General features: G+C 65.8%; 27 protein-coding genes and 1 pseudogene. 11 read left to right on the top strand and 17 right to left on the bottom strand.

What is annotated here, in order from left to right:
- The 3 genes and pseudogenes from MET2598_RS42545 to MET2598_RS0135300 all read right to left on the bottom strand — a co-directional run.
- Positions 1 to 217, bottom strand: a pseudogene (locus MET2598_RS42545) (hypothetical protein); the annotation flags it as partial.
- Positions 218 to 429: 212 nt separating this feature from the next.
- Positions 430 to 633, bottom strand: a complete 204-nt coding sequence (locus MET2598_RS0135305) for a helix-turn-helix domain-containing protein (RefSeq protein ID WP_018264053.1) — start codon at positions 631 to 633, stop codon at positions 430 to 432.
- 187 nt (positions 634 to 820) lie between these two features.
- Complete coding sequence (locus MET2598_RS0135300; protein ID WP_018264052.1) at positions 821 to 1,186, bottom strand: hypothetical protein; 366 nt, start codon at positions 1,184 to 1,186, stop codon at positions 821 to 823.
- Between MET2598_RS0135300 and MET2598_RS0135295 the strand changes: the two genes are divergently transcribed.
- The 4 genes from MET2598_RS0135295 to MET2598_RS0135275 all read left to right on the top strand — a co-directional run bounded on the left by MET2598_RS0135295 (position 1,185) and on the right by MET2598_RS0135275 (position 3,836).
- Positions 1,185 to 1,604: a hypothetical protein gene (locus MET2598_RS0135295; protein ID WP_157182373.1), complete on the top strand. Its 420-nt coding sequence runs from the start codon at positions 1,185 to 1,187 to the stop codon at positions 1,602 to 1,604. The genes MET2598_RS0135300 and MET2598_RS0135295 overlap by 2 nt on opposite strands.
- 124 nt (positions 1,605 to 1,728) lie before the next feature.
- Positions 1,729 to 2,448: a ParA family partition ATPase gene (parA, locus tag MET2598_RS0135290; protein ID WP_018264050.1), complete on the top strand. Its 720-nt coding sequence runs from the start codon at positions 1,729 to 1,731 to the stop codon at positions 2,446 to 2,448.
- A 66-nt stretch (positions 2,449 to 2,514) separates the two neighbouring features.
- Positions 2,515 to 2,805 carry a ribbon-helix-helix domain-containing protein gene (locus tag MET2598_RS37975; protein WP_018264049.1) on the top strand — a complete coding sequence of 97 codons (291 nt, stop codon included), beginning with the start codon at positions 2,515 to 2,517 and terminating at the stop codon, positions 2,803 to 2,805.
- Between the two features lie 401 nt (positions 2,806 to 3,206).
- The gene (locus tag MET2598_RS0135275; RefSeq protein WP_236728945.1) at positions 3,207 to 3,836 is read left to right on the top strand and encodes a hypothetical protein; all 630 of its coding nucleotides are present in this window, start codon (positions 3,207 to 3,209) and stop codon (positions 3,834 to 3,836) included.
- Positions 3,837 to 3,931: 95 nt separating this feature from the next.
- Here the strand turns inward: MET2598_RS0135275 and MET2598_RS43955 are convergent, their stop codons facing one another.
- The 3 genes from MET2598_RS43955 to MET2598_RS40315 form a co-directional block, all read right to left on the bottom strand.
- The gene (locus MET2598_RS43955; protein ID WP_442919018.1) at positions 3,932 to 4,222 is read right to left on the bottom strand and encodes a zinc ribbon domain-containing protein; all 291 of its coding nucleotides are present in this window, start codon (positions 4,220 to 4,222) and stop codon (positions 3,932 to 3,934) included.
- Positions 4,223 to 4,657: 435 nt separating this feature from the next.
- Positions 4,658 to 5,197 (bottom strand): recombinase family protein, encoded by a 540-nt coding sequence (locus tag MET2598_RS0135270; protein WP_018264047.1) that lies wholly within the window; start codon positions 5,195 to 5,197, stop codon positions 4,658 to 4,660.
- 234 nt (positions 5,198 to 5,431) lie between these two features.
- Positions 5,432 to 6,898: an ATP-binding protein gene (locus tag MET2598_RS40315; RefSeq protein WP_084674085.1), complete on the bottom strand. Its 1,467-nt coding sequence runs from the start codon at positions 6,896 to 6,898 to the stop codon at positions 5,432 to 5,434.
- Positions 6,899 to 7,056: 158 nt separating this feature from the next.
- Here MET2598_RS40315 and MET2598_RS43280 point away from each other — a divergent pair, with 158 nt between their 5' ends.
- From MET2598_RS43280 to MET2598_RS41905, 5 genes are read left to right on the top strand one after another with little or no spacing between them, the layout of a single operon-like run.
- Positions 7,057 to 7,290, top strand: a complete 234-nt coding sequence (locus MET2598_RS43280; RefSeq protein WP_018264046.1) for a hypothetical protein — start codon at positions 7,057 to 7,059, stop codon at positions 7,288 to 7,290.
- Positions 7,291 to 7,342: 52 nt separating this feature from the next.
- Positions 7,343 to 7,552 carry a hypothetical protein gene (locus tag MET2598_RS41910; protein ID WP_157182371.1) on the top strand — a complete coding sequence of 70 codons (210 nt, stop codon included), beginning with the start codon at positions 7,343 to 7,345 and terminating at the stop codon, positions 7,550 to 7,552.
- A gap of 11 nt (positions 7,553 to 7,563) precedes the next feature.
- Positions 7,564 to 7,821, top strand: coding sequence for a hypothetical protein (locus tag MET2598_RS0135260; RefSeq protein WP_018264045.1), 258 nt, complete (start codon positions 7,564 to 7,566; stop codon positions 7,819 to 7,821).
- Positions 7,818 to 8,168, top strand: coding sequence for a hypothetical protein (locus MET2598_RS0135255; RefSeq protein ID WP_018264044.1), 351 nt, complete (start codon positions 7,818 to 7,820; stop codon positions 8,166 to 8,168). Before MET2598_RS0135260 ends, MET2598_RS0135255 begins: the two co-directional genes overlap by 4 nt.
- On the top strand, positions 8,146 to 8,799 hold the full coding sequence (locus MET2598_RS41905; RefSeq protein ID WP_157182370.1) for a hypothetical protein: 654 nt from the start codon (positions 8,146 to 8,148) through the stop codon (positions 8,797 to 8,799). Before MET2598_RS0135255 ends, MET2598_RS41905 begins: the two co-directional genes overlap by 23 nt.
- Before the next feature lie 112 nt (positions 8,800 to 8,911).
- Here the strand turns inward: MET2598_RS41905 and MET2598_RS41900 are convergent, their stop codons facing one another.
- Together MET2598_RS41900 and MET2598_RS38370 are read right to left on the bottom strand one after the other, a co-directional pair.
- Positions 8,912 to 9,775 carry a hypothetical protein gene (locus MET2598_RS41900; RefSeq protein WP_018264043.1) on the bottom strand — a complete coding sequence of 288 codons (864 nt, stop codon included), beginning with the start codon at positions 9,773 to 9,775 and terminating at the stop codon, positions 8,912 to 8,914.
- Positions 9,762 to 11,051: a hypothetical protein gene (locus MET2598_RS38370; RefSeq protein ID WP_198293090.1), complete on the bottom strand. Its 1,290-nt coding sequence runs from the start codon at positions 11,049 to 11,051 to the stop codon at positions 9,762 to 9,764. Before MET2598_RS38370 ends, MET2598_RS41900 begins: the two co-directional genes overlap by 14 nt.
- A 392-nt stretch (positions 11,052 to 11,443) precedes the next feature.
- Between MET2598_RS38370 and MET2598_RS0135235 the strand changes: the two genes are divergently transcribed.
- Both MET2598_RS0135235 and MET2598_RS0135230 read left to right on the top strand, forming a co-directional pair.
- Positions 11,444 to 11,881 carry a MucR family transcriptional regulator gene (locus MET2598_RS0135235; RefSeq protein WP_018264041.1) on the top strand — a complete coding sequence of 146 codons (438 nt, stop codon included), beginning with the start codon at positions 11,444 to 11,446 and terminating at the stop codon, positions 11,879 to 11,881.
- Between the two features lie 234 nt (positions 11,882 to 12,115).
- Positions 12,116 to 12,547: a MucR family transcriptional regulator gene (locus tag MET2598_RS0135230; RefSeq protein WP_018264040.1), complete on the top strand. Its 432-nt coding sequence runs from the start codon at positions 12,116 to 12,118 to the stop codon at positions 12,545 to 12,547.
- Between the two features lie 8 nt (positions 12,548 to 12,555).
- Here MET2598_RS0135230 and MET2598_RS37965 read toward each other — a convergent pair whose 3' ends face one another.
- The 9 genes from MET2598_RS37965 to MET2598_RS0135180 all read right to left on the bottom strand — a co-directional run bounded on the left by MET2598_RS37965 (position 12,556) and on the right by MET2598_RS0135180 (position 17,694).
- Positions 12,556 to 13,077 carry a hypothetical protein gene (locus MET2598_RS37965; protein ID WP_018264039.1) on the bottom strand — a complete coding sequence of 174 codons (522 nt, stop codon included), beginning with the start codon at positions 13,075 to 13,077 and terminating at the stop codon, positions 12,556 to 12,558.
- Positions 13,078 to 13,332: 255 nt separating this feature from the next.
- On the bottom strand, positions 13,333 to 13,635 hold the full coding sequence (locus tag MET2598_RS0135220; RefSeq protein WP_018264038.1) for a hypothetical protein: 303 nt from the start codon (positions 13,633 to 13,635) through the stop codon (positions 13,333 to 13,335).
- The gene (locus MET2598_RS0135215; RefSeq protein ID WP_018264037.1) at positions 13,632 to 13,844 is read right to left on the bottom strand and encodes a hypothetical protein; all 213 of its coding nucleotides are present in this window, start codon (positions 13,842 to 13,844) and stop codon (positions 13,632 to 13,634) included. Before MET2598_RS0135215 ends, MET2598_RS0135220 begins: the two co-directional genes overlap by 4 nt.
- Positions 13,844 to 14,668 carry an HK97 family phage prohead protease gene (locus tag MET2598_RS0135210; protein ID WP_018264036.1) on the bottom strand — a complete coding sequence of 275 codons (825 nt, stop codon included), beginning with the start codon at positions 14,666 to 14,668 and terminating at the stop codon, positions 13,844 to 13,846. Before MET2598_RS0135210 ends, MET2598_RS0135215 begins: the two co-directional genes overlap by 1 nt.
- A gap of 7 nt (positions 14,669 to 14,675) precedes the next feature.
- The gene (locus MET2598_RS40565) at positions 14,676 to 14,888 is read right to left on the bottom strand and encodes a hypothetical protein (RefSeq protein ID WP_018264035.1); all 213 of its coding nucleotides are present in this window, start codon (positions 14,886 to 14,888) and stop codon (positions 14,676 to 14,678) included.
- 32 nt (positions 14,889 to 14,920) lie between these two features.
- The gene (locus tag MET2598_RS0135200; RefSeq protein ID WP_026191110.1) at positions 14,921 to 15,613 is read right to left on the bottom strand and encodes a hypothetical protein; all 693 of its coding nucleotides are present in this window, start codon (positions 15,611 to 15,613) and stop codon (positions 14,921 to 14,923) included.
- Positions 15,614 to 16,235: 622 nt separating this feature from the next.
- Entirely contained in the window at positions 16,236 to 16,454 is a 219-nt protein-coding gene (locus MET2598_RS0135190; RefSeq protein WP_018264033.1) for a hypothetical protein, read from the bottom strand.
- A 198-nt stretch (positions 16,455 to 16,652) separates the two neighbouring features.
- Positions 16,653 to 17,441, bottom strand: coding sequence for a hypothetical protein (locus tag MET2598_RS0135185; RefSeq protein ID WP_157182369.1), 789 nt, complete (start codon positions 17,439 to 17,441; stop codon positions 16,653 to 16,655).
- On the bottom strand, positions 17,434 to 17,694 hold the full coding sequence (locus MET2598_RS0135180) for a hypothetical protein (RefSeq protein WP_018264031.1): 261 nt from the start codon (positions 17,692 to 17,694) through the stop codon (positions 17,434 to 17,436). The genes MET2598_RS0135185 and MET2598_RS0135180 overlap by 8 nt, the downstream gene beginning before the upstream one ends.
- Between the last annotated feature and the right edge of the window lie 172 nt (positions 17,695 to 17,866).

Genomic DNA, 17,866 nt, shown 5'->3' with positions numbered 1-17,866 from the left:
GATCGTCCGCGTGGCTGTGGACGCGAAACCCGTCCGGGGCGCCCACGTCGAGCCACACCACCAAGCTGTTGTCGGTCCGGCTATGACCGGGCCCCGGCGCGCGGACGCACTGGCCCATCACCTTGCCGCCGAGGGCGCGAGCGATGTCCGTTGAAGACAAACAAACAAAAGCCGCTTGACTGGGCGGCTGCCAGGATCCATATTCGCGGTGGTTCATAGTTCAGGTCCGATATGGAAAGGCTCTCGGGGGTGATCCGGGAGCCTTTCTCTTTGAGGAATAGGTCTAGTCGGCTGGAGACAAGCGTCTCCGTTCTCGCCGCAGCCGGTTCCGCTGGTGGCGAGGTGAACTGAGATCTTGGTGCCGGGCCGCCGTAACTGGCGGGCATCGGCGAGCATGACGCCGGAGGCGATCAGCTCCGCGGTCGAGCGTCAGGCGGCCTTGGGCGGCGCGAGGTCGAGCATCCTGCGCAGGGTCGCGCTCGGCACGCGGTAGACCGAGCCGATCTTGATCGCTGGGATGTCGCCACGCTGAAGGGCCTTGTAGGTCGCACTCTCGCCCATCCCGAGCAGGGCCCCGGCGGTCTTGGCGTCTACCGTTGGGGCCGCCAGGATCTTTTCAATGTCGGCATTCATGTCGCACCTCGATCGGTTGTGCTTTTTCGCCGAACGTAACCAGGGTTCCTCGCGACGTGATGCCTAGAGGCCCGAGCCGTCCTGCGCTCTCGGGCGACGCTCTCCCGCCGCTTTAGGCGTTGTAAAGCCCCTCTCGTTACTTTTGGCCAAAGCATACTAGATGTTGCAAATCCGCAATCATCTTCAGCTATTCGGCCGCTGCCCCGCGGCGCTCCCGGGCGAAGTCCACTCGGATGACGTTGCCGGGGTCGCCTGCGACGCGCAGGTCCTCCTCGCTCACGGCGATGCGGAGGTCGGCGAGGAGCGACCGGAGGAGGGCGAGGCAGGGGTCGTCGTTTACCCGCCAGCTCGCTCGGACCAGGGCCGCCGCCTTCGCGCGCACGCCCTCGGGCGACAACGCCGGTAACGCGGCCATCGCCGCGACCTGCCCCTGCTGCTGATGGAATATCGTGTCCATGCCCGGGGTGCCGGCGTTCCATCGCCGTTCAAATTCCGCACCAAGACGTAGGATCTCATCCCGCGCGGCGAGCAGGTCGACGTCTGGTGTCGTCATGTTTATCTCCGATTATGCGGAGATATGCTATCCATCTGTAGATGTTTGTAAATACAAAAGCTTTTTGCATTTACTACGGGCGCGCGAGGTGTCGGCTGTAGTCTGGGACGACCGCACCGCCCGCATGTGGGAGATTGCGGAGAACCTGGACCGGGCCGACCTCGACGTGATCGAGCGCGCGCGGCAGACGGCCGAGTGGATCCACCTCTACGAGGAGGGCGAGAGGAGGCGGCGCGAGGAGGGAGTTTCTGAACATTTTGTTCAGAAACCCCAGGGGGGGCGTCCCGAGAGCGGGGTCGCAGCGGCTGCCCGTGCGCTGCCGCTGCCCGGCGACACCGAGGAGGCTCGGCGCAATACCGCCCGCCGGGCGATGAAGGTTGCGGGCTCAAGCGAGCGGGTGCTTGCCGAAGCGAAATAGCAAGCCTTAACCAAGCGTTAACCCTCGCATGTCGAGATGTGCACATGTGGGGTGGCGTGCCTGCGGATAGGGGCGCCGCTTCGCATGTGCACATGCGGGAATGACGGCATGCGGAGGATCGAACATGCGCACGATCGCGCTCATCAACCAGAAGGGCGGCGTCGGCAAAACCACCGTGGCCCTGCACCTCGCAGCGGCGTTCCAGCTTCACGGACGGGACACGCTCGTCCTTGACCTGGACCCCCAGGCGTCAGCCTCGGAGTGGCACGACGCCAGGGAGAACAAGCTCCCGCACGTCGAGAGCATCCAGCCCGCCCGGCTCGCCAAGGTCGTCGAGCAGGCGCGGGAGATCGGTACGGGGGTCTTGGTCCTCGACACGGCGCCGCACGCCGAGAGCACGGCACTGGAGGCGGCCCGCTGCGCCGATCTGGTCCTCGTCCCCTGTCAGCCGTCGATCATGGACCTGCGCGCGATGCGGAAGACGGCGGACCTGTTGAAGCTCGTCCGGGTGCCGGCCTTCGCGGTGCTGAACAGCGTGCCGCCGCAGCGCACGGTCGCGGACGAGGCCGAGGAGATGATCGCCGGCACGCTCGGCCTGCCCGTCTGCCCTGTCCGGCTCGGCGACCGCGTCGCCTACGACCGGTGCCTCATCACCGGTCAGGTCGCGCAGGAGATCGAGCCGGCCGGCAAGGCCGCTGCGGAGGTGGCGCGGCTCTACATGTGGACATGCGAGCAGTTGGGCATGCCCGCAGGCGAACTCGTGCTCACGTCCGCAGGTGAACATGTGGATGTGGCGGCAGGCGCGAATGATCGCACTCACACCCACGCTCATGTTGGCGGGTGAACACTTCCACAAGCGCACAAGCGCACAAGCGCACACGCGAACACGATCACACGGGAGCATGAGGACATGAGCAACCGCTTCGCCGCCGGGCTGTCCAAGATCAAGGACGTGAGCGGGAAGGCGCCGCCGCCGGAGGTGGCCGCCGAGGTGCCGGCAGAAGCAAGCCGGCAGACCGTGAGCGCTATCCCTCCGAGCCGGAAAGGGAAGGTCGTCATCTCCGCCTACTTCGACCCGGCGGTGCGGCAGCAGTTCGCGATCATGGCCGTCAAGCAGAACAAGTCTCAGGCGGCGCTCCTCGCGGAGGCGCTAAACCTGCTGTTCGAGCGTCACGGGGAGCCTCCGATCGCCCGCGCCTGACACGCTAACACGCTGTAGCGTCAATGGAATTTCGCGCTATAGTCCTGCCGGGATGCGGCCCCGGCCGGCGACACGGTTTGACGAAGCGCGACGGTTCGGGTCCACTGACCAGTTAACGCGCCTCGGGCTCCCCCGAGTCGCCCAGGAGACCGCCGCCGCCGCAGCACGACCCTGAAAAGCAAGACCCCCGCCGCTGGTAACGGCAGGGGTCTGAAGCCCGCGAGGGGCCGGATCAAACTAAGCAACCCGATCCTCCCCGACATCGACGCCTGAGTCAATCTGGAACCAGCGGTTCCGGACGCGGGCGCGCTTTGCCCGGACGCTCTGCCGCGGCCCTGACGAAGGGCCGAACGATGTCGCTTGTCCAGATACCTGCGGGTGTCCCCGCACCAGCCCGCCCGTTGCCGCCTGCACGCCGCTCCCGGGGGCCATGGGCGCCGGCCGCGGCCGGACCCTACCGCCTGCCCCGCGAGGTCGCCGACCGGCTCTCCGCCGCCCTGGCGAGCTACAAGAACCGGGACGCAGCGCACGCCCTCGCCGTCTTCCTCGCCCGCTTCTGGTCGACGCCCCGCCGGCTCGTCGAGGCGTTCCCGATCGACCGCAGGGCCCTGGCCGATCACGCTGAACTCGGCCTCACCGAGGCCCGGGTGCGCGGCGCGATCGCGACCCTGGAGGAGATCGGGTTCCTGGACCGCCAGGAGGCGGAGCCGGGGCGGCGCTACCAGCGCACCGAGGAGGGCCTGCACCGCCGGGCGATGAGCTACAGGTTCGGGTCCGAGTACGGCACGGTGTTCGCGAAGGCCAACAGGGCGGCTCAGGCGGCCCGTGGCGCCCGTCCTGCCTCTCCCCGGCCCGTTCCTCCGCCCGCACCGCCGCGCCCGTCCACGGCCCTCCAGATCGGCCGAACCGATCTCGCCCATAATCATACTCCCCCGGGTAGGGGGTTGATTATGGGCGAGCAGCGCGAGGTGGACCCGCTGTCGCCTCTCGAAGAGGCTCTGGAGCGGCTGCGCCGGGGCGTCGGTGCATGAGCCGATGCGTCAAGCGGAACCGTCGCAAGGGCTGCCGGGACGGCAGAGCGGAGTTGACGTTCCGGTGCCCACCCGGACCTTGGTGTGCAAGCGCCCTACTGGTTACGAAGTAGTGACAATCCAATCACAGAGACCACAAGGATGGCTGCTGCCATCAAAATAAAAGCAAGATAGTTATCGTTTGGCACCGAGATGTAACCATCTTCGGACTGGAAAGACGTAGATGTTATAGGACTTGCTGCTAATGCAAAATCGCGGTCGTTCAACTCATGTCCACAATAGCGACAGACCGTTGCGGCCCTTTTGATCCTTTCTGCGCAGCGAGGGCACGACTTACTATCCCGCTCCTCTAACTTCCTTTGCTTTACCTCTTGCAGGTTGCGCATCACGAGTATGGCAATAAGGCATAGTAAAGGCGAGAATATCAAAGCAAGAATGAACCAGCCGAAAGAGCTTCGTCCACGACTACCCGCAGCCAAAGCACAGATTACTGCTCCTCCAATCCAGAACAGTCCGATTTCCATTGTGCCCTCACCGGGACCGCAGCGCGGCTTGACAGTAATCCCAGTCCGCCGCATCGGCCAAGGTAGGCAAGCAGGATTATGCGGTGGGGAGATCAGGCGAAGCCGTTGCGCGCTTGGCAATCTTGGCGATCTGCGCCCGGCTGCACCCGGCCGCCGCCTGGATCCGAGACCGCGTCAGCCCCGCCGGCAGCATCGCAGCGATCCCGAACCCTCGCTCGGCGGCGAGGGCTTCCAGCCCCGGCTCGGGGCGGATCGGCCGCTGCCGGGGACCTACGGGCACGCCCGCCGCGGCTCGGATCAGGAGAGCTGCCGGTAGACGGACGTCCGCGAGATGCCGAGGCGCCGGGCGATCTCGGCCGGGCCGAGCCCTTCCGCCCTCAGGGTCCGCACCTTGTCCGCATCGATCGAGGGAGGGCGGCCCTTGTAGACCCCCTCGGCCTTGGCTTTGGCGATCCCCTCCATCTGACGCTCCTTGCGCAGGTTCGTCTCGAACTCGGCGAACACGCCCAGCATGTCGAGGAACGCCTTGCCGGCCGCGGTGCCGGTGTCGATCGGCTGCTCGGTCGCCTTCAGGGTGGCGCCCTTGGCCTTCAGGGTCCGCACGATGTCCTGGAGGTCGCCGATCGAGCGCGCGAGCCGGTCGATGCGCGTGACCACCAGGGTGTCGCCCTCCCCGATGAAGTCGAGGACGGTCGCCAGTTCGGCGCGCCCGGTCGTCGTCGTGCCCGTGACCTTCTCCGACCGGATCGGGTCGCACCCGGCCGCCTTCAGGGCCGCGAGTTGCACCGCGAGGTCCTGGCCCGTGCTGCTGACGCGGGCGTAGCCGATGAGCGCCATGGCGGTGTCCTCTTTGGGTCTAGACCCGCTCACCGTGGCGTACCGAAAGCCTAAAAACAACCCAAAAGGCACAGGGTTTGGTGTCCCGCCGCGTCGTACCGTTTGGGTATACCCATCGAGAACCGACGCAGGCGCATGGCACCGCGCTCGATAGACGGAAGGGTTCTGAACCGTGGAGGCCAGCAGAAGCAGCCCAACGGCTCACGGGACATGATCACGCTTCACCGGTGGCGATCAGCCCTCCGCTGCGTCGTCCGCTGCGTCGTCGGTGGAATTTGTATCGAGCCCCGATGCGACTGCAGTCACAGGCGCATCGCCGCCAGTGGCCTTCTGCCAAGCGGAAGCACTGCCTTTAAGGCCCGGCACCGGTTCGATCACACCGCTCCGTTTCAGTGCCAAAAACACGTCTTTCATAGAATTCTCAGATCGTATTCCTGTCAAATCTCTGCCAATCGAATTAGTTATTCTATCATGAGTTTTAAGATATTCCATGACAGCGACGGCGGGAGAGGCAAGAGGTTCATGACGAATATCAACTAGAAATGAATTCTGTTTCTCTGTCATTGTTGGCTCTTTAAGTTTCATAGTTTTCATTGCAGCAAAAGCAGTGTTTATACCCTCTCCGATATCTTTGTTTGGCGGGTTTGGGAATTTATTGATAATTCTCACTAACTGAGGATTTCTAATTGATCGTTCAGTTCGGATATTATCTCTTGTGACGTGCCCGGAGAGGCGTCCTGGGCTTTCCACTTCAACTCGATTATCAAATATGCGAATGTGAATATCATCGGCAATGCTGTAGTCTCGATGCAGGACAGCGTTCGTAATGATCTCGTGCAAAGTTTCATCTGGATATGCGACGCTTTCCAGTCCTTTCGGTCCCAGTCTTTCTATATCTTCGATGAGTTCTTTAGTTTTGGACACGGCTGAATAAATCAGATCGTAAGCGCAGCCTTCAATAGTCAGGGGTGTAAAAGCTAATGTTGCCCTGTCACCTTCATCCATCTTTGTTTTGTAGCGATATATTTTTACTGCTGATCTCTTCGGTATTACCGATTGCGGCTCATCATCAAACAACATCAGCCCAGCCACGGTGGGCTTGCCGCCTCGTAGCAAATTTTGCTTTGGCAGCCAATCTTCCGGGTTAGCTGCCGGCACTACATCCAGCATGAATTCAACGACTTTGTTTGAGGAAGTGATCCGAGTTGGGTCTACGTCAACAGCTTCGTTTTCAAAGGTCTCAATACCCTTGTCCAATCGCAATCGCTTGAGAGCTTCATCGCCTCGAACAGGTAAGTTTGCTGCATTCTTTCGAATATAGGGCGTACCACCAGTCGAGTTAATAATATTGAGAGTTTTGAATACTATAATATGCAAAACAAGACCTGGATAAACCTCACATTTGAGAAACTCATACTGATAATGATTGCCTAAGGGAGACAGGTTTTCAATAGCGTGGATATGACCGTTAGCATCCTCTCTATCAGCAAAGCCCTGCCACTCTCGACGTTCAGCGCCGGCGTCCTTGATCTCCGCAATTCCGATGAAGAGTTCACCACCACCGGTGTTCGCAAACGCGGACACGCTTTGGCTTAATTTCGCGGGCGCAACGGCTATCCGCTTGACATCGTGGTATGGCCCCTCCTCGATGGCGATTACGCGATCAGCTTCAGCCTTATCAAGGGTGCGAGTATCGACCAAGGCTCATCCCCCCAAGCTTCCTACGGGTAGATGGCGGTACAGGTGTCCCCCACCGGTGGCAATGTGCCACCGGTGGGAGGAGTGTCGCCCGGCCAACCACCTTGCCCGGGGTTCAAGTCCGACGAGTGGGCGACCACCTGGAGAACTGCCGGCGCTGCGTGGACGAGTTCGGGCCCGAAGCCGACCGGCTCGGCTGGGACACGATCACGCTGTTCGGCGTGCACCCGCAGGCCGGCACCATCCGGGGCGACTGGAGCGGGGTCCTGATGCCGTGCTCGTACCCCGTGTTCGAGGTCACCGAGGCGTACCTGAAGAAGCACCTCTGGACCTCGTGGAAGCGCAAACCGGGGCGGTACCGGGGTGTGGTGGTGTGGGAGTTCGGGAACCGGTAGGACCGGCTGGGCACCTGACCGACACACCCATTCCTAAACCGGGGAGCGATCAATGAACGCGCTTCATACGATCAAGGAAACAGAGGAACGCAGGACTAAGTACGAAGAAATACTGAAGTCACTGGAAAGCGGCAGGATGCAAACTGGCGACGTCGGCCCGCATGGAAAAGATACGACGCCTGAAAGCATCGAAGAATACAAAAGACTAATCGCGAATTGCGATCGCGACATCGAGCGCATCAAGCGCGAGCACAACATTTAGCCGCGCCGAGCATGCCCGACACCCCCACCATCGGCGAGCTGTTCAAGCTCAAGCACGTCACCGGAGAGCAGCTTGACGCAGCCGTCCGGGACTACCTCGACGACCCCTCCCCCGGCATGCGCCTGATCGCGGAGGGCGTGGCGCTCGACCTCGCGGCAGTGATGCTGACGAACCCCTACGCCCGCGAAGTGCTGGCGCGGGCGGGCGCGACCGAGGGGCAGAAGCAGATGGCCGTGCGGACAGCGATCCTGCTGGCGCGGCCAGCATGAGCCGCCGCAACCCCCGCCGCGCCTACGACGAGCAGGGCCGGGAGATCCCGCCGCCCACGATCGGCTGGCTGCGCTCCGAGGAGGGCGACCACACCGCCTTCGTCCACTGCAACGCGACCGACTGCGGCCACGAGGCGACCATCAGCACAGACCGGTTCCCGCCCGGCCTCCCCTTCCCCGACATCGCCCTGCACCTGCGCTGCTCGGCCTGCGGGTCGAGGGAGGTCGGCGTGATGCGCGATGTGGTCGGCATCTACACCCGGCTGGGGAGGCGGACGGGGTGGGGTATGGGTGCCGCGGGGGCGCTGCTGACGGATTACCGAGTTGTGGGGTGCGACGTACCTTAACCGGGTTGAGATAAGCCGCATTCAGCAGGGAGATGCGAAGGTGGATTGGTTGCAATTTCTAGCAAGTGTTGTTAGATCTCTCGCGTGGCCGGCAGTGGTGGCTTATCTTGTATTTCTTGTGAGACATCAATTAGGGTCCCTCGCTCGCCGGCTGACTGAACTAAGCCTTCCGGGAGGAACTAAAGCTTTATTTCGGTCCGACCTTGAGGACGCCAAGTCCGCAGTAATTAGCTTGGCGGCAGAACCTCAAGAAACAAACGATAGGCGCAGCCTTCTGGAACCTTCTAAAAGGAGAGACTTATCAAACAAAGATCTAATTCGTGAGGTATTTACAAGAATGGAAGAGGGTATGGCTCTTGCAATAAGCGAGCTTCCAATCCTTCAGAGAAGATCGCCGGCTGATTTTCTCTTTTACGAGTTCCGCCAGAAAGGCATCGCTCCACATTTATATGAAACATACGAAAAAATAAGAGAAAGCTATCTTACTTCTCAGCACGCTAGTACAGACCAGATTAGCGGAAATGATCTGTCAGAATTTGAGAAGATATGCGAGTTCTTTTTGATTAAATTCAGAGAGGAATTCTCCAGGTGGAGAGAGACGGAAAATAGAACTTCGACCGAGAGATCCTAAACAAGAAAAGGCCCGCCGCGGCCGGAGCCGGGCGGGCCGAGGAGATCCCCACAGATCAAGGGCATCGTGCACCCGCACGCCCGGGACGATCAAGCGCCGCCCGCCTGCCGGCTCAGACCGGCCCCGCCTTGATCGAGCTGTCGACCTGCCGGCGCTGCGTGACGGAGACGTCCTTGAAGAGGTCGTCCATCGAGGCGCGCGCCCGCGTCCCGGTCGGGAAGCCGTCCATCGTGATGTGCAGGTGGCCCTTGCCGGAGCCGGCCGAGGCGCCCGCGTCGTTGAAGCGGCGCCCCATCATCTCGTCGCCGACGCGCGACATCGAGATTTTGGGCTCGGGTGCCCTGGGCTCGGGTGCCCTGGGCTCCGCCTTCGCCTCGGCGGCCTTGGCCGCGGCAGCCTTGGCCGCCTTCTGCCGCTCCAGGTAGTTCTCGTTGTAGGCGTCGGCCGCGGCGCGGCTCTTGAACTGGACGTGGAAGTGCGGGCCGGACCAGCGCGCGGACCTCGTCCGGTACTCGTCCAGGTAGCTCCAGTCCTTGCCTTCCTTCAGCCCGACCGCGTCCATGCGGGTCCGGACGCGCCGCAGGATCTCGTCGGGGTCGCCCTTCAGGTCCATGGCGAGGCCGCGCCCGTGCATGCCCCGGCCGCCGTGGAAGCGGTCGTTCATCGCCGTGATCGCGGTGATGGCGCCGTCCGTGTGCAGGTCGTGCGCGAGGGCGTTCAGGCCCGAGGCGTTCCAGCCGCCGGCCGTCGCCTGCGCGCCCTTGAAGGGCAGACCGCCGTGCCCGACACCGCCGTGATCGCCGCCCCCGCCCTCGCCGGCCGCGGGGTCCGGGACGTAGCCCGAATTGCCCCAGCGCGGGCTCGGATCGCGCGGGCCGTGGTAGCCGGACCACGGGCGGAGGCTGCCGCCCCGAGCGAGGTACTTGGCGACCCAGCGCACCTGGGCGGGGATCGTGCGCGGATCACGCAGGTCCATCCCGGGGTTCTCGCGCTCGAACTGCACCCCGAGGCCGCGGCGCCGGTTGAGCTGGAACGGACCCCACGAGCTTTCGATCGCGTCGTGCTTGAAGTCGTAGCGGCTGTTCTTCCAGCTCTCGCCGGCCCGGATGCCGTGCATGATGCGCGGGTCCGATGCCGGCGGCCTTCGCCTCCTGGTCGATCAGGGCGGTGAGGCTGCCCGCCCCGCTGCCGCCCGTCGCAACGCCGCCCACGCCGCCGCCACCGCCCGATCCGCCTCCGCGCCCGCCCGATCCGCCTCCGCCGCTACCGCCGCCGCCACCGGAGCCGGGAACGCCGTACACGCCCCCGCCAGAGCCGCCGAAACCGGGCGCGTAGATGCCCCCGCCCCCGTAGGACGCGGTCTGGATCATCGGGTTGCCGCCGATCGCGCCCTGCGTGCCGCCGAACGAGGAGCCCTGAACGGTCGCGCCCGGGGCCTTCTGGTTCGCCCGGTTCAGCTTCTCCAGCTCGTCGGCGACGCGCTTCAGCTCGCGGGTCATCACCTCGTGCTTGCGCTCGTAGTCCTTGTCCTTCGGGCCCTTCTCCAGCAGGTCGAGCTGCATCTGGACCTGATCGCGGCGGCCCTCCAGGGCCTCCTTCGAGCCGGGCTCGGTCTTGAAGGTCTTGATCTTCTCCTTCAGGGCCTCGCGCGCGGCGCCGGCCGCGGCGCCTATGAAGTCGCCGGAGTTGTTCATCTCCAGGAGTTTCGCGCCCGCTTCGAGCGCCGGGATCATGACCTCCCGGTAGGTCTTGTCGAACTCCGACCCGGCCTTGGCCCAGGCGGAGGAGAACCGCAGCGCGTTCTTTTCCTGCTCGTCGCCCGCCTTCTTCGCCAGCTCGATCTGTTCTTCCATCATGCGACGGAAGCCTTCGGTCGTGGTCTTGCGCGCGATGTAGGCACGATCCGGGTCGCCGTAGATCGCGTTGGCGATCTCCTGGGCCCGGACGGGATCCTTCACCTTGCGAAGGATCTCCATCATCATGTCGTCGAACTCGCGCAGGGTCTTCGCCTTGGCGAGCCGGGCGGCGTCGCCCGAGAGCCCCTGCGACACCAGCATGTCGACCGCGGCCCCGGTGCCGCGCTTGACCTCGTCCGCGCTCTTGCGGAGCTGGATGAGCTGCGCGTCGGTCTGCTCGGCGGTCTGGCCGAACGCCTTCAGGGCGTTCTCCATGCCGCGCACCTCGGCGGTCGTCTGCGAGGTGAACATCGCCACCTTGCCGAGGTTGATGCCCTCGTCGGCGAACCGCTTCACGGAGGTCGCCGCGAGGCCGATCGCCCCGGCCGCGGTGAGCGAGCCTGCGCCGATCCCCGAGAGGAGCGGCACGAACCCGTTGAACGACCCGCCGACCTTCTCGACGGTCCGGCCGACGTCGGTCCAGTCCTTCTTGAAGTTCTTGACGCTGTCGTCCTTGGCAACGCGCTGGAGCGCGCCTTGCAGCTTCGCGAGCGGCGCCGAGAACTGGTCGTCGACGCCGATCCGAAATCTCAAACTTTCGTCGGTCATGGTGGCCCTGGTTGTGCTAAGGTCTAAGTAGCGGTGCACCCCACCCTTCCGGGTTTACGTCCAGGACAGCTTCAGACAAGCTGCCGGAGCTAGAGGCGGTCGACTGCCCTGAGGCGGTCCGCCTATTTGGGGAGAACGCAATGGAAGCGAGCGGAGAGAGCGCCGACGAGGCGGGGGCAGTCGAGCTGACCGCCGGTATCGTCTCGGCCTTCGTGTCGAGCAACAACGTTCCGATCGGAGAGCTGCCCGGTCTGATCTCCTCAGTGCATGCCGCGCTTCATAGCCTCGGGAAGCCCGCCGCGCCCCCGGTCGAGGAGACGCCGAAGGCCACCCCGGCCCAGATCCGCAAGTCGATCACGCCGGACGCTCTGATCAGCTTCATCGACGCGAAGCCGTACAAGTCCATGAAGCGGCACCTCACCAAGAACGGTCTCACGCCAGATGAGTACCGGCAGAAGTTCGGGTTGCCGCTGGACTATCCGATGGTGGCGGCGAACTATGCGGCGCAGCGCTCCGAGCTTGCCAAGAGCATGGGTCTCGGCGCCATCCGTCGAGGCGCAACGAGGAAGCCCAAGTAGTTCGTGCACCTCATACGCTCGCCCCCTCCCGCTCACGCGAGCACGGGAGGCGGCGGGTGGGTGAGCGCCGATCACCACCCACTACCAAAAGAAGTCCAAAGATCGGGACAGAACATAGCGGCTACATACCGTAATCGTGCTGCAACGATTGCCAGTGCCGCTTGACTTTGCCAGTTCGATTGCCGATCCAGCGCTGCTTCATACCGTTCGAAGCTACAACGAAGATGGCAAAAGATGGCCGAGACGATGGAAAACGCCCCCGACACTGACGCGATCGAACTGACAGCTGCGATCATCGCGGCGTACGTTTCGAAAAACGCGACCCCGGTGGGCGACCTGCCGGGGCTGATCGGGTTGGTGCACGACGCGCTGAACCAGCTCACCGCCCCGCCGACCGCCGAGCCCGCGCCGCTGGTCCCGCCGGTGCCGATCAAGAAGACGGTGACGCCGGACTACATCATCAGCTTGGAGGACGGCCAGCAGTACAAGTCCTTGAAGCGGCACCTCTCGACCCGGGGCCTGACGCCCGAGCAGTATCGGCAGAAGTGGGGCCTGCCGCCCAACTACCCGATGGTGGCTGCGAACTACGCGGCGCAGCGCTCCGAACTCGCCAAGGCGAGCGGCCTCGGCCAGTCCCGCGGCGGCCAGGGCCGGAAGGCAGGGTAGCGACACGCCTACTCGTCGCCGGGCGCGCCGTCCCCCTCCGGGGCGGTCGGCCGGATCGGCGACGTCACGGTGACCTCGACCCCGTCCAACTCGGCCAGGATGTCGATCATCTCCCTGCGGATCAGGGCGGTGACCTCGGCGGCGCTCCTCAGGGTGATCGCCCGCGGCGCCGTCTTGGCGGGCAGCCCGAGCAGCCGGGAGCGCATCGCGCCGACCGCGGCGCCCCAGGCCGCCTCGATGTCGTCGGCAGGCACCAGCTCGCCGCGGAGCTGCGCCAACTCGAGCCCGGCGAGATCGGCGCGCGCCTTGGTGAGCCGCGCCCGCTGGGCGATGTAGTCGTCCGTCGACGGGTCCTCGGGTGAAGCCCGCGCGGCGAGGAAGCGAACGTAGCCCTTCACCGCGCCGACAAGGTCGTACTGCCCGTGCGTCGGCTTGGGAATAATGCCATCGGCCGAAAGCTGTTGAATGCGCCGCGGCGATAGATCAAGCAGCTTCGCGATCACGTCGACAGCGTACAGTTTCGCGGCCATGAAGAAGATCCTCGCCGGGTGAAAGCGAAACCGAAATGGCGAATGCGCGCCAGTGGCTAGGAAAGTCTCGGGGTCGGGCGTTTCCCGTCCCCCCTGGGGGCCTTGGAAGGACCCACTACCCGGGGGGGGTAGGCCCCCCCTCCGCTGCCCCAGGACGGCCCATGACGCCCGTTCGCCGGTCTGCCGTCCTCGGATGCCGGTCGCGCGCGCTCGGGCGCCTGCGAGGCTCCTACGGGCACGTCTCGGTGATGCTCTCTACCGGGTCGTCATCGGCCTCGGCCGGGCGAGGGCGGCGCGGTAGGCGGGGTCGCGCAGCTCCCGGATGTCTGCGACGGTGATCGCCCCGGCCCGAGATCGCCGCTGCGCGGAGGCTTGCAGAACGTGGATCTCCGCCTCCGTAAGGTCGGCACCAAGGCGGGCGGCCTCGAAGGAGGCGTAGACCCCAGGAAGCCAAGCGGAATTGTTGCGGCTGAGCACGTACTCTGCGCCGCCGCGACCGCGCAGCTCGATCACGGCGAGGCCGCGGCCGATGCCGGTGCGGGCGAGACCTGCAATCATTCGACGTCCTCGACGTGCGCAGGGACCGCGCCCGTGGCACGGCGTGCGTCCTGCTCGGCGGCGATGAGGCGTTCGAGCAGGAGAGCCTTGAATTGCGAGATCCGTGGCGAGCGCTGGCTGACCACGAACTCCTCGGCGACGGCCGGCATCCTGGCGCGGGCGGCGAGGCGGCGGATGGCGGCCTGCCGCTGGGCCTTCGCGATCGCCATCAGGCACGAGCCCTGAGCTTGGCGATGCGGGCGAAGTGCGCGCGGCCCTGTTCGTACTCCCTCCGCTCCGCCTTCATCGGATCGACGGCACGGCGGGCCTGCGCCTCGATGTCCAGGAGATGATCAAGCAGCTGGTCGCGGAACTCCTGCAAGGACACGCCGGCCTCGGCGGCCTTGCGGCCCAGCTCGGGCTGCCCGGCGTCGGCGGCCAGGGCGGTGATGCGGGCGCGGGTTCGAGCAAGGCTCGGGGCAGCGCGGCCCTTCGGAAGGGTGGTCATTGCAGGCTTCCTGTTGCGGGATGTGCGGTTGGTGGGGTTGGAGCGGTTCGAGCGGATTTGAGACCCCACGTCGGCCGGCACGGGGACCGCGGAGATCTCCATGGGCTCCCAGTCCGTCACGATCACGGAGGGGACGTCGCCGCCCTGCGGCTCGGTCTCGGCGGCGTGCACGACGTAGCCGACGGAGACATTGCGGATGACACCTTCGCGGATCTTCACGACGCTGTCCGAGACGCTGGGGGCGCGGGAGAGCTGCACCGTGCAGATCCCCCGGCCGCCCTCGATCCGGGCCGAGCCCGGGACGACCGAGCCGAGGATGGTCGAGAGCTTCTCCGTGGAGTGGGCATCGCAGAACGGAGCACCCGCGTTCAGGCGGTCGAGCCGGACGGCGCCCGGCTCCATCGACAGCGTCTCGTCGAACTCGCGGCCGGTGATCTCGTCGATGCGGCGCACCGTGGCGCCGGTCGTCCACACCACCTCGATCGTGTTCGTCTCGGGGTCGAACGAGGCCGACCGGAGGCGGGCGGCGCGGTAGGTCTTGCTCATCGGAGGGTCAGTGCCTCGTGGGTGGCAGCTCGGAGGTGCCGAGGGCGTCGGCTGCGCGGGCGAGGTGTCGCTGGAAGATGCCGAGCAGGTGCGCCGCGTCCGCGCTGAACTTGTGGTCCGCAATCGCAGCGCAGGCGACCAGGGCCGACACCTCCCGGGCGAAGTCGAGCAGGGTCGAGCAGGCTGCCCAGAGCGCGGCAGCATCGAGGTGATCGGTCACGACGGGGTCGGCGGGGTCAGGGGTAGGAACGATCATTTCGCGAGCTGCGGCCAGAACGGGACCGCCCTGTAGGACGTGCCGGGCAACATCACGGCTTCGGCGAGCGCCGGCCGCGGGACGCCGTTGTGGCCATGATCCAGCGTGAACTCGTGCTCCTGCCACACCTCCTCGACCACCCCGTTGGGGCCGTCACGGAACGTGCGGCGGCGGCTCTTGATGGGAACGGGCGGTCGGGGCGGTTCATGCATCGCCGCCTCGGGGTCGAAGACGGGGGCGGCGCCGTCCGGCAACGCGGCGTTGGCCGTACGGATCGCCTCGCGGTGGCTCTCGATCTGCTCCAACACCGCGGCGATCTGAGCGGCGAGGCGCGCGTAGTCTTCGGTGCGAAGCTTGGCGGCAGCCCGGGAGGCGCGGAGCCCCTTCTCGTAGAGCGCGCGGCGGCGAGCCTGCTCATCAGCAGCACGGGCCGTCTCAAGCTCCTCGACGAGGCGAGCGCGCTTGGCGGTGGCGACCTCGCTCTCCATGCCGAGGCGGCGAACGCGCCCGTCGTGCGCTTCAAGGGCCGCGACATCGCCTTCGATCACCAGCTCCTGCCGCCGGGCCGCAGCCTCGACGGCGGCCTGCGCGCGAGCGGCCTCGGCCGCGTCGATCGCCGCAATGTCGGCCCGGATCGCGTCGGCGTCTCGCGGGCGCATAAAGGTTTTCAGCAGCGCTTTGGCGGCCATTCTCGTAATCCTCTGATGTGGTTTGGGGGGATGACCAGATTGAATGCTAAGAAACGTCCTGTTGGAGCAGGACGCCGGGGACGCACATCTAGTCTTTCCGTTATCCGACACCCCCCGATGCCGTCGAAGGATTGTCCCCAAGAACCGGCCGCAAAGCCGGAACTTGCGGCGGGCGGGGCGTGCTCACTACGCCACCCCGCCCGCCCGGAACCGGGAGGCTCCGCGCCTCGACCAGCCCGACCGCGCCGCCGCACGAACGGCGAGCGCGGATCCAATCAGTGTGTCGCTACCGCTTCGTCTTCAGCCCGGAACCGACGCGCTGCCGGCCGGGCGACGCGCTCGCGGGCCTCGGCACGGAGCCGGTCGTGCTCGTCACGGTGGTGCTGCGGGCAGAGCCAGCGGACCGCGAGGGCCGCCTCAGGCGCGTAACTCTCATGATGGGCCTCGACGCGCTCGTTCGAGCCGCAGCGCTCGCAGGGCCCGGGGATGAGCTTGCCGGAGCGGCGGGCGTGGTGGACCGCGTTCTGCGCCCGCGCCTTCTCGGGCCAGCGCCGCCTCCAGGCCGTCTGGATCTCAACACGGCGAGCCCGAGCAGCCGCATCGCGGGGCGACCGAGCCTTCATCACCCGCTCGCTCCGCCGCCCCGCAGCGACACGCGCTCGGCCGAGGCAATCCACGCCCGCAGGGCATCCCGGCGCGCGCAAGGCGTGCGGCCGAGGTGGAAGAGCGGGATCGAACCGATCTTCGCCCGATACTTGAGCTTGCTGACAGGAATACCGACGAAGTCAGAAATAGCCTCGTATCCAGCCAGGATATCGAGGCGATCATCTGCGCTCTGCATGGGCAACACCAAGACGTGCGCGTGCGTCGCCTGCCCCAGTAGGAGCGGCGCGCAAGACGAGTACGGGTAGGTCCGGAACGAAAAAGCCCGACCGCGAGGCCGGGCTTCGATCCCACGGAGGGGATCGTGGTCGTCACCTCCGAAGAGGCTCGGACGAAATTTTCGGTGTCGCTAGTATGGTCAAGAGGCAGATTTTCGTCAAGCGGAATGTCGAATGTTTCGGGGCGTTCTGCGGATAGACGACGCGTCTTGGCTCCCTTTGCGCCAGAGCGGTGAGCTGGACGGGAGCCAGGGCGTCGGATCGGCCCGGGGCGCGGTCACGCAGAGCGTGTCGAGGGTCAGGATCGAGGCAAGCCGGGCGAGGGCGCCATGCCAGACCGCGTAGCGAGCGCGGTCCTGCGCTACATCATCGGGGCCTCGCGTCCATCTGAGCTTACAGAACTTGCCCGCGTACCGGTCCGGCACCCGAGCCGTCCTCGATACGGCGTCATGGGCGGCGATCAGGGGCGTGCCGTCCGGCAGTTCGCCAACATGCTGGTGGATTACCTGCCAGAGCGCCGGCTTCCCGTTCGCCGCAAGCACCGGCTCGAACTCAGGCGGGCCGCCCCAGTCGGGCGCCCGGCCGCTCCGGGCGGCGCGGACGATCATCACCGCGACGTCGCGGCGGGCGACTTCAACCGCGCCCTCGACGTTGGCTCCCGGCGCGAGGCCCGCAGCGATGGAGTACCCGCTCACGTCCAGGGTGGCCGGGTCGAGGGCGGCGATCGCGTCCTCCACAGCGAGCGCGTCCGGGTGCGGGCCGTCCGGGGAGTGATCGACGATCACCCGAGAGACGTCGACGCGCGGGCCGGGCGCGAAACCGGCGGCGAACGTGCCGTAGCCGGCCGGGCCGCGCAGGCGGGCGGCGCGGGGCCGACGCAGCTCTTCATACACCCAGGTCAAGGCGTCATCGACGGCGAGGACGCGGCGCAGTGCGGGGTCAGTCATGACGCCCACCGCCATCAGGTCGGGGCGCGGGCTCGACGCCCATCGCGCGCAGGGCAGCCTCCTCGCGACCGCGGATCGCCGCGCCGCCGCGCACGCCGCTCCAATCGACGATCGCCGGGCGCCAGTGCGTTGGCGTGAAGGGCGGGGCCTCGAAGTTGAGATCGTACCAGCCCGGCGGCAGGAAGCCGCCGTCGATGAAGGCGAAGCCGGTGCGGACGCACTGGCCGTCCGTGATCTCGACGGTCACGCTCATGCCCTCACCGGAGACGTCGGGCGGCGGGCGGTCGGCGGGGATCCATTCGCGGGCGGGAGCACGGGGCTGGTGTCGCTCAGGCACAGTGAAGCCTCCAGGTTGCGGGGAAGAAGCCGACCGATCGGGAGGAGCGCACGGGCTCGGTGGCGCAGCGGGTCGGCGCGATTGGCAG

Source organism: Methylobacterium sp. WSM2598 (assembly GCF_000379105.1).
Classification (GTDB): domain Bacteria; phylum Pseudomonadota; class Alphaproteobacteria; order Rhizobiales; family Beijerinckiaceae; genus Methylobacterium.
This window is presented reverse-complemented; position numbering and strand designations above follow the sequence as displayed.

What these genes read in the sequence shown, in the direction of transcription:
- MET2598_RS0135305 (WP_018264053.1), bottom strand. Translation starts at nt 633, where the DNA reads ATGAATGCCGACATTGAAAAGATCCTGGCGGCCCCAACGGTAGACGCC.
- MET2598_RS0135295 (WP_157182373.1), top strand. Translation starts at nt 1,185, where the DNA reads ATGTTTATCTCCGATTATGCGGAGATATGCTATCCATCTGTAGATGTT.
- MET2598_RS0135300 (WP_018264052.1), bottom strand. Translation starts at nt 1,186, where the DNA reads ATGACGACACCAGACGTCGACCTGCTCGCCGCGCGGGATGAGATCCTA.
- parA (WP_018264050.1), top strand. Translation starts at nt 1,729, where the DNA reads ATGCGCACGATCGCGCTCATCAACCAGAAGGGCGGCGTCGGCAAAACC.
- MET2598_RS37975 (WP_018264049.1), top strand. Translation starts at nt 2,515, where the DNA reads ATGAGCAACCGCTTCGCCGCCGGGCTGTCCAAGATCAAGGACGTGAGC.
- MET2598_RS43955 (WP_442919018.1), bottom strand. Translation starts at nt 4,222, where the DNA reads ATGCGCAACCTGCAAGAGGTAAAGCAAAGGAAGTTAGAGGAGCGGGAT.
- MET2598_RS0135270 (WP_018264047.1), bottom strand. Translation starts at nt 5,197, where the DNA reads ATGGCGCTCATCGGCTACGCCCGCGTCAGCAGCACGGGCCAGGACCTC.
- MET2598_RS41910 (WP_157182371.1), top strand. Translation starts at nt 7,343, where the DNA reads ATGAACGCGCTTCATACGATCAAGGAAACAGAGGAACGCAGGACTAAG.
- MET2598_RS0135260 (WP_018264045.1), top strand. Translation starts at nt 7,564, where the DNA reads ATGCCCGACACCCCCACCATCGGCGAGCTGTTCAAGCTCAAGCACGTC.
- MET2598_RS0135255 (WP_018264044.1), top strand. Translation starts at nt 7,818, where the DNA reads ATGAGCCGCCGCAACCCCCGCCGCGCCTACGACGAGCAGGGCCGGGAG.
- MET2598_RS41900 (WP_018264043.1), bottom strand. Translation starts at nt 9,775, where the DNA reads ATGGACCTGCGTGATCCGCGCACGATCCCCGCCCAGGTGCGCTGGGTC.
- MET2598_RS0135235 (WP_018264041.1), top strand. Translation starts at nt 11,444, where the DNA reads ATGGAAGCGAGCGGAGAGAGCGCCGACGAGGCGGGGGCAGTCGAGCTG.
- MET2598_RS0135230 (WP_018264040.1), top strand. Translation starts at nt 12,116, where the DNA reads ATGGCCGAGACGATGGAAAACGCCCCCGACACTGACGCGATCGAACTG.
- MET2598_RS37965 (WP_018264039.1), bottom strand. Translation starts at nt 13,077, where the DNA reads ATGGCCGCGAAACTGTACGCTGTCGACGTGATCGCGAAGCTGCTTGAT.
- MET2598_RS0135220 (WP_018264038.1), bottom strand. Translation starts at nt 13,635, where the DNA reads ATGATTGCAGGTCTCGCCCGCACCGGCATCGGCCGCGGCCTCGCCGTG.
- MET2598_RS0135215 (WP_018264037.1), bottom strand. Translation starts at nt 13,844, where the DNA reads ATGGCGATCGCGAAGGCCCAGCGGCAGGCCGCCATCCGCCGCCTCGCC.
- MET2598_RS0135210 (WP_018264036.1), bottom strand. Translation starts at nt 14,668, where the DNA reads ATGAGCAAGACCTACCGCGCCGCCCGCCTCCGGTCGGCCTCGTTCGAC.
- MET2598_RS0135200 (WP_026191110.1), bottom strand. Translation starts at nt 15,613, where the DNA reads ATGGCCGCCAAAGCGCTGCTGAAAACCTTTATGCGCCCGCGAGACGCC.
- MET2598_RS0135190 (WP_018264033.1), bottom strand. Translation starts at nt 16,454, where the DNA reads ATGCAGAGCGCAGATGATCGCCTCGATATCCTGGCTGGATACGAGGCT.
- MET2598_RS0135185 (WP_157182369.1), bottom strand. Translation starts at nt 17,441, where the DNA reads ATGACTGACCCCGCACTGCGCCGCGTCCTCGCCGTCGATGACGCCTTG.
- MET2598_RS0135180 (WP_018264031.1), bottom strand. Translation starts at nt 17,694, where the DNA reads ATGAGCGTGACCGTCGAGATCACGGACGGCCAGTGCGTCCGCACCGGC.